Below are 14,319 nucleotides of genomic sequence, written 5' to 3'. Positions count from 1 at the left end.
CTCGCCCTTTAAGTAGTTCTGGTCACAAGGTGAAGATACGACGGGAAAACGGTCCTTTCTCGAGTCGGCTGTGACCGGTGAGACGCCAGTCCGGCGTTCGAGCCTTGAGTTCCGTTCGGGACGGTCTCAGTTCAGGACGACGATCGCAACCCCCGAGAGGACGATCACGCCGAGGATGTCACAGACGTTCGTGACGACCGGGATCGTCGTGTCGTCGGGGTCCAGCCCCTGTTTGTAGGAGACGTAGGTCGCGAGGACGCTGAGGACGATCGCCAGCCCGGCCAGCACCATCCCGCTGACGACCGAGATGACCATGAGGTCGACGAGCGCCATCGGTTCGGCGATGAACTGGCCGACGAGCCAGGCGACGATCCCCAGCGCGGTAAAGATCGTCGCCGCGAGCCCGAGTATCGCCAACACGTTCGTCCACAGCACCTCGTCGCGGGGGTCGAACTCGAGCAGGCCCAGGTGGAGCCGCGTCGAGAGCCGCGAGGAGAGGATCGCGCCGAGGTTGCCGCCCATACCGATCATCACGGGCACCAGGACGAGCAGCGTGGGATTTGCGAGGTAGGTTGCCTCGAGTTCCTCGAGGACGTAGCCCGACCCCATCTCGAGGATCGAGAGTGCGATCAGGATGGGAAACATCGTGGCGACGATGCTCCGGACCGACCAGGTGTTGACCGACTCGTCGGGATCGGTCGCGCCCATCAGAAGATCACCCCGACGACGGTGATCGCGACGAACAGGAAGACGACGCCGAAGATATCGCCGAGTGTGGTGACGATCGGCCCGATCAGGTTGTCGGGATCGAGCCCGTACTTGTAGCTGGCAAACACCAGCGCCAGCATGCCGAAGATCAGCGTGAACGAGGTCAACACGCCCGAGACCAGCATGATACCGACGAGTTCGATCAGCCGCGCGGAGTCGCGACCCAGCAACTGGAGAATTCCCCACGAGAGGACGGCGATGAACACCGAGATGCCGATCCCGTTGATAAAGGAGGCCGCGACGGCGTTGACGAGTCGCCGGTCCCACGAGAACTCCGGATCGATCATCCCCTGATGGAGGCCACTCGAGATGCGCGCGCCGAGCGCCCCGTAGACGTTCCCCCGAGTCGCGAGGAATGCGGGCAGGAGCAACAGGAGGCCGGGGAACCGCTCGAATCCCGCAGTCATCCCCTCCGAGCCGAGGACTGAGCCGGCGAAAACCCCGCCGGCGAGGCTGACCACGAGGATCGGCAGTGACTCGCGGTAGATGCGCCACGCGTCTTGGCGAGCCGCCATAGCGTCGTCTAACGCAGGCCGGACATATACCTACCACGGGTCGAACCCGAGCGGATCGCGCGAACCCATGGGGATAGGTACCGTATCTGGGGGATCGCTAACGTGTTTCGACCGGGCCGGCGTGGTGCCCGGAGCCGGGCCTCAGAGGGCGGCGACGAGTCCCCACGCGAGGCCGATCGCGGCGAGCGACCCGGCGAGACCGGCCGCGGCGTTGCCGATCGCGAGGACGCGGTCGCCGTCCTCGTACAGTCGAACGGTCTCGACGGAAAACGAGGAAAACGTCGTGAACGAGCCACAGAACCCGGTCGCGACGAGTCGTAGTGTCGACTCGCTCGCGCCCGCGAAGACGACGAGCCCGAGCAGGAAGCTCCCGACGACGTTGACGACGAACGTCGCCAGCGGGAGCCGCCCGCTCTCGAGGCGACTCGAGACCCAGTGGCCGACCAGGTACCGACAGACCGCCCCGATCGCGCCGCCGGTGCCGACGACGTGGGCCGGCTCGGGGTCGACGGTGACGGTCGCGCGGGCGAGCGCCTCGAGCAGCGGGGCGCTCAGCAGTGCCGGGCTCACGCCGTCTCACCACCGGCGGGTCGGGGACCGCCGAGGCGACGCGCGAGCGAACGACCCGCGAGTACCCCGGCAAGTCCGAAACCGTAGTTGGCGGCGACGATGCCCAGCAGGGCAAGCGGCGTCGACGCGAGCGCGGCCTGCAGCGCGAACGTGCTGTAGGTCGACAGCGAGGAGAGGAATCCGGTCGTAAAGACGAGTCGCGCCCGCGACGACAGCCGGCCGGCGGCCTCGGCCTCGTAGACGACGACGGCGAGGACGGCACTGGCGACCGCGTTGACGAGGACGATCGACGCCGTATCCGGGACCACACCCATCGCGAAGAGCCGGAGGTTCGAGCCGGCGAACCCGCCGATAGCGATCAGTGCGACCGTCTCGAGTCGAACGAGGGGATGTGAGTCTGCCATGGCTGGTGGTGGCAGGGACCGTCAGCCGACCGGCGCCCACGACGCGGGGGCGTCACGGCCCGGTCGCGACGGTCGGCAGTTGGGTCAGGCGGGCCCCATCGCCCGGATACGACGCGGTTCGTCCAGGCGCGAAATGAACGTTGCGAACACCGTCACGCCGTGACGAGCGAGGAGGGAAAGACCCAAGGTTAGACTCGCTCTAAACCGAGCCATGGCCGAAGACGTCCCCGCGGACGGTGGTCGGTCGGCGTTCGCGCGAGCGTCGTGGGCGAACGTCCTCGGTAACGTCGTGAAGATCGTCGCCGAGGGAAGCGCGGGGCTTGCCTTCGGCAGCGTTGCCCTGCTCGCCGACGCGGCCCACTCGCTGGCGGATCTGGTCGCCAGCGTCGTCGTCCTCGTCTGGGGGCGGAGTTCATTCGACGAACCCGACACGACGCATCCACACGGGCACGACCGGATCGAACCGCTGACGGCGCTTTTCGTCGGGGCGATGATCGCACTGCTCGGGCTGAACCTGCTCTACCGGTCGGTCGAGGGACTCCTGGCAGGCCCCGATATCGAGTTCAGCGTCCTGTTGCTCGCGGCGCTTGGCTTCTCGATCGGCGATATGTACCTGGTCTATCGCTACACCGTCCGGATCAACGACCGTCTCCAGTCGACCGCACTCGCCGCGCTCGCGAAGGACTGTCTGAACGACATCTACACGTCGATTGCCGCCATCGTCGGCGTCCTCGGCGTGCTGGTGAACTACCCGATCCTCGACCCGATCGCCGGCGGCCTCGTCAGCCTGCTCGTCGTCTATCAGGGCGTCGAGATCGGCCGGGAAAACGTCGACTATCTCATCGGTGCTGCTCCCGGGCCCGAGAAACGGGGGGAGATCACTGGGGCCCTCCGTCGCCACCCGGCCGTCGAGGGCGTCCACGACCTGACGGTCTTCTACGACGGTACCGTCCTCGAGGTCGAGGTCCACGTCGAGGTCGACGGTGACATGCCGTTCCGGGAGGCCCACGACATCGAGTCGGCGTTGGTCGATCGCCTCCGGGGCCTCGAGGACGTCGGTGACGCACACGTCCACCTCGATCCATCGGGGATCGGCGAGTGGAAGGAGTCGGCCGAGCGGTGACGGGCAGTCGCCTCACTGCGAACGCTCGGCCGCATCGACGTCCGCGTCGGTGGACGCCGCGCGCTGTAAGGTCACCCCGAAGACGCTGCCGTCCGGGCCGGTCTCGACGAGTTCGACGCCGCCCCCGTACCTGTTCGCGAGGATCCGCGAGAGGTAGAGCCCGAGCCCGTGGTTGGTCGATCTGCGTTCGAACAGCGTTTCCCTGTCGGCCTCGGCAATTCCCGGGCCGTCGTCGGCGACCCTGACGACGACGGTTTCCGGCCCCCGCTCGGCGGTGACCCGAACGCGGGCCCGCCCCTCGTTGTGTTCGATCGCGTTCTCGAGGAGGTTCGCGAAGATCCACTTGACGCCTTCGTTAGCGCTGACGTGGGCAGTTTCCGGCAGGTCGGCCTCGATGTCGACGTCGTCGAACCGGGTGCGATACTCGAGGAGTTGGGCCTCGAGTACCGCGACGAGATCGACCGCGGTCCCGCTCTGTGGCCCCCGATTCGCGTCCAGCATCGCCCGAACGTCCTCGATGACGCCGACGAGGTTGTCACTCTCGCGTTCGATCGTCTCGAGGCGGTCGCGGACCGCCTCGCGGTCACACTCCGCCTGCAGGAGCGTCGCATGCCCTCCGATGATCTGGGAGGAGTTGAGGACCTCGTGTCGCAACAGGTCGTTCAGGTACGCCAGCAGCTCCTGTTCGTCCTCGAGTTGCCGGGCGCGGACCGTGGCGGCCGTCGCTTCGACCTCCCGCTGGATGGCCCGCGCTTCGACGTAACCGACGGCGAACCCGCCGACAGCGCCCGTGTTGAGCGCGAAGTGGGCCCAGGTGGTGTTGGCGGCCACCGAGTCGGCGGGAAAGAAGACGATCGATAGCATGTTGACCGCCAGAAAGGCGACCGCACCGCCGAAACACCACTTGCATACTCGGCCGTACCGGCTCTCATCGATGTCGCTTTCCGTGAGCCGGTGGCCGCCCCAACCCAGTCCGACGGCGGGGACGCCGATCGAGAGCAGGGTGGTCAGGTAGGCGGTGGCCCCGATCGTGTCCGCGAAGGCGAGCCACCAGCCGACGAGGCCGGCGATCGAGAGCCCGCCGAACGCGGTGACGAGCCAGGGCAGCGACGACCGCTCGAGCCACAGTGGGGTGCCGACGAGTCGGCTCGAAGCCGGCGTATCGTGGCTCATATCGGCTCCGATGACGGTGGCGATTCGCGGACGATGCGGGTCATTTACACTGTCCATGAGAGCGAGGTGTGAAATCTGTACCGGCTCTGGGCCCAGGGTCGCCGCGACGCGAGCTTTTATCGGGTCCCATGACGGCGTTTCGATATGGCAATCGGAGACGTCCGCGAGGTCACCGCCGGCGACTGTTCGGACTGCTACTACCTCGATACGGGAATGTACGAAACCAGCGGCTACGGTGCCGTTTACATCCTCGACGATGACCGCCCGGCCGTCGTCGATACGGGCATCGGTACGAACTACGACCTGCTTCGGGAGGCGCTCGCCGAGGTCGGCATCGACCGCGAGGACCTCGCGGTCATCGCGCTGACGCACGTCCACCTCGATCACGCCGGCGGGGCCGGCTTTCTCGCCGCCGACTGTCCGAACGCCGACGTCTACGTCCCCTCGCTGGGGGCCGATCACATCGCCGACCCCTCCCGACTGGTCGCGGGGACGAAGGCGGCCGTCGGCGACCAGTGGGACCACTACGTCGAACCCGAACCCGTCCCCGAGGACCGGATCGTCGCGATCGAGGACGGGGACCATATCGATCTCGGGACACACGAACTGCGAGTCCACGCGGCACCCGGCCACGCCCCCCATCAGGTCGTCTACGAAGATCCCGCAAACGACGCGGTCTTCGTCGCCGATGCCGCCGGCATCTGGGTCCCCGACGTCGAACGGATCAGGCCGACCTCGCCGCCCTCGAACTTCGACCTCGAGCAGTGTCTCGCGGACGTCGAAATGCTGCAAGCCCTCGACCCAGCCGTCCTCCTGTACCCGCATTTCGGCCCTCGATTCGTCGGCGACGACGCCGAACGGGCCCTCGACGAATACGCGACCGTCCTCGAGGAGTGGGTCGACCTGGTCGCCGACAAACGCCGTGAACTCGCCGACGACGAGGCGGTGCTGGAGTACTTCGCCGACGAGGCCGAGCTGGCCGACGTCTGGGGCAGGGAGAAAGCCAGCGAGGAGGCGAAACTGAACACGCGTGGCGTGTTGGGCTATCTCGACCACCGGGAGTGACCGGGTAGCGTCGCCGCCATGGCGACTCGGTTCCATCGCTCGGAGCCGATTTCGAAACCAGCGCTCGGATCTTTTCGGTTGAGCGCCCGGTTTCGGGGCGCTCGCGGGTTCTCTCCCGTACGGCAGCGACGAGCGATAAACGTAGTGATAGATGAAACAAGTTTCATCACGTTTTATCGCACGGGAGCAACTCTCACACACATATGAACTGGCGGGACGCGGAACGAGAGTACGAGGACGAGGTCATCGGCGAGACGAATCTCGCACGCATGTTCGAGGACGCGGCCGAGCGGTACACGAACCGTCCAGCCCAACAGTACAAGGGCGGTATCTACGATCGGTCGCTGACGGACGACGTCGTCCCCGCCGCGACGCCCGGCGAGTTCCGGACCCTCTCCTATGCCGAGATGCGCGACATCGTTCGCAACCTCTCGGCCGGCTTTCGCGAACTGGGGGTCGAAACGGGCGATCGGGTCGGTATCTTCTCGAACACGCGCATGGAGTGGGCCCAGACCGACTTCGCCCTGCTGTCTGCTGGCGCGGCCGTCACGACGGTCTATACGAGTTCCTCGCCCGACCAGGTCGCGTACCTGCTCGACGACCCCGACGCCGACGGCGTCGTCGTCGAGAACGAGGACCTGCTCGAGAACGTCCTCGCGGTCGAGGACGAACTCGACCTCGAGTTCATCGTCACCATCGACGAGGTCGACGGCTACGACGATCGCGACGACGTGCTGACGCTTGGCGAGGTCTACGACCGCGGTGAGGACGCCTTCGACCTCGAGACCTACCAGGAGCGCATCGATGGGATCGATCTCGACGATCTGGCGAGCCTGATCTACACAAGCGGGACGACGGGCAAGCCAAAGGGCGTCCAGCTGACCCACTGGAACTTCCGATCGAACGTCAACGGCTCCCGGAAGCGGTTCGGTCCGCGGCCGGACAAGGACGACGACGTCCCCGTCCTCGACGAGGAGTCGGTAGCGATGTCGTATCTGCCGTTGGCTCACGTCTTCGAGCGGACTGCAGGCCACTTCGCCCTGTTTGCCGGCGGCACCTGTATCGCCTACGCGGAGAGCCCGGACACGCTCCAGGAGGACTTCAGCACCGTCCAACCGACGACGGCCACGAGCGTTCCCCGCGTCTACGAGAAGATCTACGACGGCATCCGCGAGGAGGCCAGCGGCTCGAGCGTCTCCCGGCGGATCTTCGAGTGGGCGACCGACGTCGGCGTCGCGTACCAGCAGGCGGAGTCGCCGGGGCCGATCCTGAAGGCCAAGCAAGCCCTAGCCGACAAGCTCGTCTTCTCGACGGTTCGGGAAGCGCTCGGCGGCAACATCGAGATCCTGATCAGCGGCGGCGGGAGCCTCTCGCCGGAGCTGTGTCGGCTCTATCACGCGATGGGGCTGCCGATCTTCGAGGGGTACGGGCTGACCGAAACCTCGCCCATCGTCGCGACGAACCCGCCCGAGGGCGCGAAGATCGGGACCATCGGGCCGACGCTGTCCAACGTCGAGGTGAAAGTCGACGAGGCCATCGCCGATCAGGACGCCTTCACGGACGACGCCGGCGAGGTCGGCGAACTCCTCGTCAACGGACCCAACGTCACGCAGGGCTACTGGAACAAGCCCGGTGCGACCGAGGGCGCGTTCACCGAGGACGACGACGGCACGCGCTGGTTCCGTACCGGCGACATCATCCACGTCCGCCCCGACGGCTACCTCGAGTTCCGCGATCGCGTCAAACAGATCATCGTCCTTTCGACGGGGAAAAACGTCGCGCCCGGCCCGCTCGAGGACGCCTTCGCGGCCAGCGAGGTCGTCGAGCAGGCGATGGTCGTCGGTGACGGCGAGAAGTTCATCGGTGCCCTGCTGGTACCGAACACGAACCACGTCCGCGAGTGGGCCGACGCGGAGGGAATCGACCTGCCCGACGACCCGCAGGCGATGTGTGACGACGAGCGCGTCCGCGATCATATTCAGGAAGAGGTCGATCGCGTCAACGAGAACTTCGAGAAACACGAGACGATCAAGCAGTTCGAACTCGTGCCCCAGGAGTTCACCGAGGAAAACGACATGCTCACCCCGACGATGAAAAAGAAGCGACGGGTCATCCTCGAGCGGTTCGAGGATCGGGTCGACCGGATCTACGAGGACGCCTGATCGGTCCGGCTTGCCGACGGCCGACGCGTTCGATCCCGCTCGGCCGCGATCGACGCGGCAGCAGTTACCCTTCGGCCATTCGTACGGATTTCTCACAGGAGTTAACCGCATGGACTGATTCCTTCCAACCGAATGGACGGACGAGTCGCACCGGGACGGCGATCGGGTATGGAGCGCCGGGTCCGACAATGACGGGTGCAGAGGCCAGTGGCGACCTTCTGATACTGGTCGCCATGATCGTCGGACTCGGTGTCCTCTCACAGTTGTTGTCGGCACGGTTTCGGGTGCCGAGTGTTCTCTTTCTCATCACCGCGGGGGTCGCGATCGGCCCGGAGGGGCTCGGCGTATTGACCATCGACTCCTTCGGCGAGAGCGGACTCTCGACGATCGTCGGGCTCTCGGTAGCCATCATCGTCTTCGAGGGTGCGTTCCACCTCAAGGCCGAGAAGATACGGGAAGCGCCGGCAGCCGTGATCCGATTGACGACGGTCGGTGCGGCGATCGCCTTTCTGGGAACCGCCGGCGCAGTCCGCTTTTTCCTCGGGGCGAACTGGGACATCGCGCTGTTGATCGGCGCACTCTTGGTCGCGACGGGACCGACGGTCGTCACGCCGATCCTGAAGGTCGTCCCCGTCCGTGACCGGGTCGCAGCGACCCTCGAGACGGAGGGGATCGTCAACGACGTGACGGCGGCGATCCTCGCGGTCGTGCTGTTCAAGTCGATGACCGTCAGAGAGGCCCACGCGGACGTCTACCTGCAACTGTTCGCCGAGCGGCTCGGAACGGGCCTGCTCGTCGGCGTCGTCGTCGCCGCGGTCGTCTGGGCGGTGTTGCAGTACGTCGACATTTCGCCAGACGATGCGCCGCGGAACGCACGATTGCTGACGTTAGCGGGGGCGATCGTCGCCTTCGGGACGGCCGATTACGTTTTCGCCGAGGCGGGCGTCGCGGCCGCGGCGACGGCCGGCCTGATCCTGGGCAACGCCAACCTCCCCTACGAGGAGGAGATCGAGGCGTTCAAGGGCGATATCACCCTGCTCGTTCTCTCCTTCGTCTTCATCACCCTCGCGGCACTGCTCGAGTTCGACCAGCTGTTCGCGCTCGGGCTCGGCGGCGTGGCGGTCGTGGTGGCTGTCATGCTCGTCTTGCGGCCGTTTCTGGTCTTTCTCTCGACACGGGGTGGCCGGTTTACGTTCAGAGAGCGGCTCTTTATGAGCGCCGTCGGGCCGCGGGGGATCATTCCGGCCTCGGTTGCGACGCTGTTCGCGATCCGACTCCAGACCGACGCAGCGCCGACCAACCCGGCCGGTGCGGACCTGCTCGTCGGGACGGTCTTTCTCGTCATCCTCGTGACGGTCGTCCTCGAGGGCGGCCTGGCCCGGCAGATCGCGGAGACACTCGACGTGATACCCATGCGTGTACTCATCATCGGCGGCGGCCGCGTCGGTCGCTCGCTGGCAGAACGACTCGAAGCGCGCGGCGAAAACGTGGTCCTGATCGAGGCGGACAAGACGGTCCTCGAGGAGCTTCGCAACGACGGGTTCACCGCCCGCGAAGGCGACGGCACCGACACCGAGGTGTTACGCGAGGCGGGCGTGGAGAACGCCAAGACCGTCGTCGCGGCGTCCGGCGACGACGACGTGAACCTCCTCGTGGCCCAGCTCGCGAAATCGAACTTCGACGTCGAGAACGTGATCGCTCGGGCGAACAACCCGTCGAACGCGTCGGCGTTCGAGGACCTCGGCGTCCAGACGATCTCGGCGGCCGAGTCGACCGCGTGGGCGATCGACAATCGGATCGAGCGGCCCGCGCTCTCGGACTGGATGTCCGAACTCGGTCGCTCCGGCGACGTACAGGAGATCGAGATCACCGACGAGGATCTCGTCGGGCAGCGGATCGTCGACGTCGGGGGCGAACTCCCGAACGGCGTTCTCATCGCGCTCGTGAGCCGGAACGGGACCAGCGAAGTGCCGACCCCCGACGTCGAACTGCAGGCGGGGGATCACATCACGCTCATCGGCCGCACGGAGGCCGTTCAGGAGGCGATCAACCAGTGTGGCAAACCGGTCTAACACTCGGCTTCTCGCGGACGGACTGACTGATCAGGTCGCGACGAGGCCGACGGCGACGACCGCGAGGACAAGTCCCGCGACGTTCGTCGCGCTGAGCTGTGCCCCGAAGTAGAAGACGCCGACGATGGCCGGGATCACGAAGTAGAGCGCGGCGATCGCGGAGACGATCGCCATGTTGCCCCGGGCGAGGCCGGCGTAGAAGCAGATGGAGGCGGCCGCGAGGAACGCGCCGGAGACGAGGGCGGCGGCGACGTCGACGCGGGTGCCGGAGACGGGACGGCGAAGCGAGAGGACGTAGCCGCCGGCGATGACGAGGCTCGCGACGTACGAGAGGAACACGGCGTTGACCGGCGAGAGCGAGCGGGTCGCGACGCCGCCGGCCACCGCCCAGCCGCCATAGAGGAGCAACGCGCCCAGTGCGAACAGGATCGACGTACTGACCATGCGGCCGGCTTCGCCGTGATTCGGAAAAACGTTGCGTTCGCGCCGACTGTCTTACGCGTCGTCGCGATCGTCCCCGCGACGATCGGGGGCGTCTATCGGCCGATGCTCGGCTTCGCCGGGGAGAATATCGCCCAGCGAGCCGCCAAGCGCCATCGCGGTGAAGACGACCGAGACCTGACAGAGATTGACCCACGGCTCGTCCCACGCGATCCGCCCCCACAACGTCATGAGCCCGGCCGCGGTCGAGAACGCGATGAGCAGGACCCAGACCGGGCGACGCGGCACGAGGCCGAAGTAGGGGTTATGGATCTGCACCTCCCTGAAGTCGGCGACGTAGAGAATGCCGACGACGAGCCCGACCGTAAACAAGAGGTTCGCCGCCAGCAGCGCCGGATGGGTCGCGAGGAACGCGCCGATACTGAAGACGCCGTCCTCGACCAGCATCGGGAGCCCGATGACGACGCTGCCGACGAACGCCTCGGCCTTGTCCTTGTAGGTGAACCGGGTGATGACGTTCCCGACCGCCGCATTGTGCGAGAGCCGGCCCAGTAGCCGCATCGTCCGCCGCACCTCCGTCCGCTCGTCGGCCGTGTCGACCGTCTCCTCGAGCGTCTCGAGTTGCTCGTAAACGTCGTCGATGGTCGCGCCCTCGAGCGACTCGTCCGGTTGGGACATACCGGGACCAGACGTTGCGAGTGGATAAATCCGGGCCGACTCGGGATCCGCCGGCCCGATCGCAGCCGCCGCCCGAACGGCTCAGCGTCGAATCCCGCCCGAAAAACCGATACCGTTTTGCGGCCGTGTCCACCACTGTGGTACTATGAAACACTCATGGGGACCGCTGTGTTCGATCGATGTCGGGGACCGAACCGTCGAGACCGAGGACATCGACGACGTCCTCGAGTCCTATGTCGGCGGTCGGGCGCTCGGGACGAAACTCGCCCACGAGCGGATCCCGTTCGATGTCGATCCGCTCGGAGCCGACAACCGCCTGTTCTTCGCGACGGGGCCGCTTCAGCACTCGACGATGAGCTTCACCGGGCGGACGTCGGCGACGACCGTCTCGCCGCTGACCGACGGGCTGCTCTCCTCGAACGCCGGCGGGTTCGTCTCGCGGAACTTTACGGGGACCGGCTACAGTGCCGTCGAGATTACCGGCGCGAGCGACGACCTCGTCGTCGTCCACGTCACCGACGACGGCGTCGAGTTCGAGGCCGTCCCCGACCTCGAGGGGGCGACCGTGCCCGAGACCTGCGAGTACCTCGAGGACGAACACGATCTCGGGCCGGAACACACCGCCGTCATCGGGCCGGCCGGCGAGAACGAGGTCCGCTTTGCCTCGGTCATGACCTCGGAAGAACGGGCCTTCGGCCGCGGCGGGCTCGGCGCGGTGCTGGGGTCGAAAAACGTCAAGGCGATCACCTTCGACGGCGACTCGACCCGCGAGGTCGAGATCCCGGCCGTCCAGATGGAGATCCACGGCGAGGCCGCGCAGGCCGACCACCCGATGAAGGCACAGGGGACCACCTCGGTCGCCGAGTACGCCAACATGGTCGAGGCCCTCTCGAGTTACTACTTCGAGGACCTGTCCTTCGAGGGGATCGACGGGATCAGCGGCGACCGCGTCGAGGAGAAGAAGTACAAGAAAGGCACCTGCTCGTCGTGTGCCTTCGCCTGCAAGCTGCCGACCCGCGACGAGGAATCCGGCCTCGAGACGGAAGGGCCGGAATTCGAGACGCTGATGGCCTTCGGCTCGAACTCGGGCGTCGACGACATCGTCGACGTGATGCAATCGAACAAGCTCTGTGACGTCTACGGGCTCGACACCATTTCGACGGGTGACACCATCGCGGCCTACCTCAAGAGCGAGGACGAGTTCGGCAACGTCGATCTCATCCACGACCTCGTCGAGCAGATCGCCCACCGCGAGGGCGTCGGTGATACGCTCGCGGAGGGCGTCGACCGGATCCACGACGACCTCGGGGTCGAGAACTGGTCGGTCAAGGGCATGGAATTTGCCGCCCACGACGGCCGCACCCTGAACGGACAGGGGCTGGCCTTCGCTACCTCGAACCGCGGTGCCGACCACATGTACGCCGAGTTCTACCCCTACGAGTACCCGCTAGTCGGCGAGGAAGACGCGTTCCAGAAGGAGGGTCTCGAGGGCAAGCCGCCCAAGCTCGTCGAACTCGAGAACCTAAACGCCGTCAAGGACAGCGCGATCTTCTGTAAGTTCTCCCGGGACTTCCTGACCGAGGAACGCATCGAGACGCTGCTCGATGCCGACTACGACGACCTGCTCGCCCTCGGTGGCGAAGTCGTCGCCATGGAACGGCACTTCAACAACCAGCGCGGCTTCGACCGCGGCGACGACCGGCTCCCCTACGAGCTGCCCGACTTCGAACAGGGCCTCGAGGAGTACTACGCCGAGCGCGGCTGGAACGACGACGGCACCGTCCCCGACACGAAAGTCGGCGGAGGCAGCGCGGCACCGGCCGACGACTGATCGCGACTCGATTTGCCCCGGTCGGCGCGAGCGACTCGAGCCCGCTCACTCGATCGGAATTCGCGTTACCGTCCGTGCGGGCGTTCTGATCGGGACCGACTCGGTCCGCTCGGCGGCGTTGCGCTCGCCCTCGAGCGTCGCGAGCAGCCGCTCGATCCCGTTGTGGTGGCCCGCGCCGACGACTGCGACGACGTCGTGACCGTCACGACGGAGCGCGTGCAGTCGCCGCGCCATCGCACGATCCCGGCGGTCGATCAGTACCGCCGCCACCTCGGGGAACAGCCGCCGTAGGTGGTCGATCGCCGGCTGGACGTCGTCGCCGTGTGAGATCTCCGCGACGGGTTGCTCGAGCAGCGCCAACTGGTCGACGTACGCGTCCGGTCCCATCGACTGCGCACGGAGCATACTTCGAGGGATCGTCAACGGCCCGACGCGACGGGCGAGTTCCCGCAGGGTCTCCGCCACCGGATCGTCGATCAGCGCGACGTCGGTTCCGCGCTCGGCGGCCGTCTCGATGGCGGCCTCCATATCGGTGTAGTCGGGATCGAGTCCGGCGAGGCGAACGACCGTCCGCTGGAACGCACGCACCGCGCTGTAGGCAGCCGCGGCCGGCGGCGACAGCTCGCGGGTCAGTTCGGCGAGGTCCGGCCCGCTATCGGCCTCGAGGCGCTCGAAGCGCGACTCGTCGAGTTCGACGGCCACGAGGTCCGGCTCGACCGCACGGATCCGTTCGCGGACCCGCCGGCAGTGGCTCGGCGAGAAGTGGACGCTGGGGACGAGGGTGACTGTGCCGTGGTCGGACATCCCCTGTGGGTTCACCGGCCAGCGGCTTGAAGCCACGACCCCGCCCGCTACTCGTCGTCGGTTTCCTCGAGTTCCGGCTCGAGGCGGTCGTCACCGCGTGACGGCAGCGACGTGTCGTCGGCGCGCGAGGGGTGGATGTTGACGTTGTGTCCCCGATAGGGGTCGCTCTCGGGGTCGTAGGAGAGTTCGCTGCGCTCGAAGATGTAGATGAAAAACCCGATCAGCGGGATACAGAAGGTGATCGCCGCCCACTTCCACTGGGGCTCGAGTCCCACCCGACCGGCGTCCCAGTAGGCGACCGCGGTGAGCCCGAGATGCCAGGCCAGCGGGATGCCGACGATGATCGCGAGGAGGCCGATGCGCATACGCGGCCTACGGACTCGAGGCTACTAAACGACCCGCCACCTGACGGTGGCTCGAGGACGGTGGCAGTGAGAGGACGGGGTGCTGTTAGCTCTCGTTGGCCCCGAATCGTCCGAACGCGTACTCCAGACCGAACATGACAAGCGCCATCGTGAGCGCTCGAAGGAGGAGGAGGTCTCGACTCAACAGGAACCCGGCTGCGAGGACGCCGATACCGGTCATTAGCCCCAACACGGCCGCATACGGTCCGCGAGAGAGCCCTCGGAGCCACGCATCAGTGCGCTCGTAGAGACGTTTCACACCGCGCATCTGTAACTACAACAACTCGAGCGTGAATATCCTATCGGAGC

General features: G+C 66.5%; 15 protein-coding genes. 5 read left to right on the top strand and 10 right to left on the bottom strand.

Features of this window, described 5'->3' with window-relative positions; all coding sequences use genetic code 11:
• Positions 1-126 precede the first annotated feature (126 nt).
• The 4 genes from NP511_RS08915 to NP511_RS08900 all read right to left on the bottom strand — a co-directional run bounded on the left by NP511_RS08915 (position 127) and on the right by NP511_RS08900 (position 2,257).
• A complete protein-coding gene (locus NP511_RS08915) occupies positions 127-708 on the bottom strand; it encodes a magnesium transporter (protein WP_006649805.1) in 582 nt (193 codons plus the stop codon).
• A complete protein-coding gene (locus NP511_RS08910; protein WP_049965463.1) occupies positions 708-1,283 on the bottom strand; it encodes a magnesium transporter in 576 nt (191 codons plus the stop codon). Before NP511_RS08910 ends, NP511_RS08915 begins: the two co-directional genes overlap by 1 nt.
• A 141-nt stretch (positions 1,284-1,424) precedes the next feature.
• Complete coding sequence (gene crcB / locus NP511_RS08905; RefSeq protein ID WP_049965464.1) at positions 1,425-1,853, bottom strand: fluoride efflux transporter CrcB; 429 nt, start codon at positions 1,851-1,853, stop codon at positions 1,425-1,427.
• A complete protein-coding gene (locus tag NP511_RS08900) occupies positions 1,850-2,257 on the bottom strand; it encodes a CrcB family protein (protein WP_049965465.1) in 408 nt (135 codons plus the stop codon). The genes crcB and NP511_RS08900 overlap by 4 nt, the downstream gene beginning before the upstream one ends.
• A 211-nt stretch (positions 2,258-2,468) precedes the next feature.
• Between NP511_RS08900 and NP511_RS08895 the strand changes: the two genes are divergently transcribed.
• Positions 2,469-3,380, top strand: coding sequence for a cation diffusion facilitator family transporter (locus NP511_RS08895; protein ID WP_006649809.1), 912 nt, complete (start codon positions 2,469-2,471; stop codon positions 3,378-3,380).
• Positions 3,381-3,392: 12 nt separating this feature from the next.
• On the opposite strand, the gene NP511_RS08890 is transcribed toward NP511_RS08895, so the two are convergent.
• The gene (locus NP511_RS08890) at positions 3,393-4,553 is read right to left on the bottom strand and encodes an ATP-binding protein (protein WP_049965466.1); all 1,161 of its coding nucleotides are present in this window, start codon (positions 4,551-4,553) and stop codon (positions 3,393-3,395) included.
• A 144-nt stretch (positions 4,554-4,697) separates the two neighbouring features.
• Here NP511_RS08890 and NP511_RS08885 point away from each other — a divergent pair, with 144 nt between their 5' ends.
• From NP511_RS08885 to NP511_RS08875, 3 genes are all read left to right on the top strand, one after another.
• Entirely contained in the window at positions 4,698-5,618 is a 921-nt protein-coding gene (locus tag NP511_RS08885) for an MBL fold metallo-hydrolase (RefSeq protein ID WP_049965467.1), read from the top strand.
• A 203-nt stretch (positions 5,619-5,821) separates the two neighbouring features.
• Positions 5,822-7,780 (top strand): AMP-dependent synthetase/ligase, encoded by a 1,959-nt coding sequence (locus NP511_RS08880; RefSeq protein ID WP_049965468.1) that lies wholly within the window; start codon positions 5,822-5,824, stop codon positions 7,778-7,780.
• A 188-nt stretch (positions 7,781-7,968) separates the two neighbouring features.
• Positions 7,969-9,852 carry a cation:proton antiporter domain-containing protein gene (locus tag NP511_RS08875; RefSeq protein WP_049965469.1) on the top strand — a complete coding sequence of 628 codons (1,884 nt, stop codon included), beginning with the start codon at positions 7,969-7,971 and terminating at the stop codon, positions 9,850-9,852.
• Between the two features lie 30 nt (positions 9,853-9,882).
• Here NP511_RS08875 and NP511_RS08870 read toward each other — a convergent pair whose 3' ends face one another.
• Together NP511_RS08870 and NP511_RS08865 are read right to left on the bottom strand one after the other, a co-directional pair.
• Complete coding sequence (locus NP511_RS08870) at positions 9,883-10,296, bottom strand: EamA family transporter (RefSeq protein WP_006649814.1); 414 nt, start codon at positions 10,294-10,296, stop codon at positions 9,883-9,885.
• 51 nt (positions 10,297-10,347) lie between these two features.
• Positions 10,348-10,971, bottom strand: coding sequence for a DUF2391 family protein (locus NP511_RS08865; RefSeq protein WP_049965470.1), 624 nt, complete (start codon positions 10,969-10,971; stop codon positions 10,348-10,350).
• Between the two features lie 145 nt (positions 10,972-11,116).
• Here NP511_RS08865 and NP511_RS08860 point away from each other — a divergent pair, with 145 nt between their 5' ends.
• The gene (locus NP511_RS08860; RefSeq protein ID WP_049965471.1) at positions 11,117-12,802 is read left to right on the top strand and encodes an aldehyde ferredoxin oxidoreductase family protein; all 1,686 of its coding nucleotides are present in this window, start codon (positions 11,117-11,119) and stop codon (positions 12,800-12,802) included.
• Positions 12,803-12,847: 45 nt separating this feature from the next.
• On the opposite strand, the gene NP511_RS08855 is transcribed toward NP511_RS08860, so the two are convergent.
• The 3 genes from NP511_RS08855 to NP511_RS22890 all read right to left on the bottom strand — a co-directional run bounded on the left by NP511_RS08855 (position 12,848) and on the right by NP511_RS22890 (position 14,278).
• Positions 12,848-13,606, bottom strand: coding sequence for a TraB domain-containing protein (locus tag NP511_RS08855; RefSeq protein WP_049965473.1), 759 nt, complete (start codon positions 13,604-13,606; stop codon positions 12,848-12,850).
• Positions 13,607-13,653: 47 nt separating this feature from the next.
• Positions 13,654-13,971: a hypothetical protein gene (locus tag NP511_RS08850; RefSeq protein ID WP_049965474.1), complete on the bottom strand. Its 318-nt coding sequence runs from the start codon at positions 13,969-13,971 to the stop codon at positions 13,654-13,656.
• An 85-nt stretch (positions 13,972-14,056) separates the two neighbouring features.
• Complete coding sequence (locus tag NP511_RS22890; RefSeq protein ID WP_006649819.1) at positions 14,057-14,278, bottom strand: hypothetical protein; 222 nt, start codon at positions 14,276-14,278, stop codon at positions 14,057-14,059.
• Positions 14,279-14,319 lie beyond the last annotated feature (41 nt).

Origin of the sequence: Natrinema thermotolerans (assembly GCF_031165565.1) — an archaeon.
GTDB classification, from domain to species: Archaea; Halobacteriota; Halobacteria; order Halobacteriales; family Natrialbaceae; genus Natrinema; species Natrinema thermotolerans.
The sequence above is the reverse complement of the archived record's forward strand: the minus strand, read 5'-3'. Positions and strand labels throughout refer to the sequence as shown.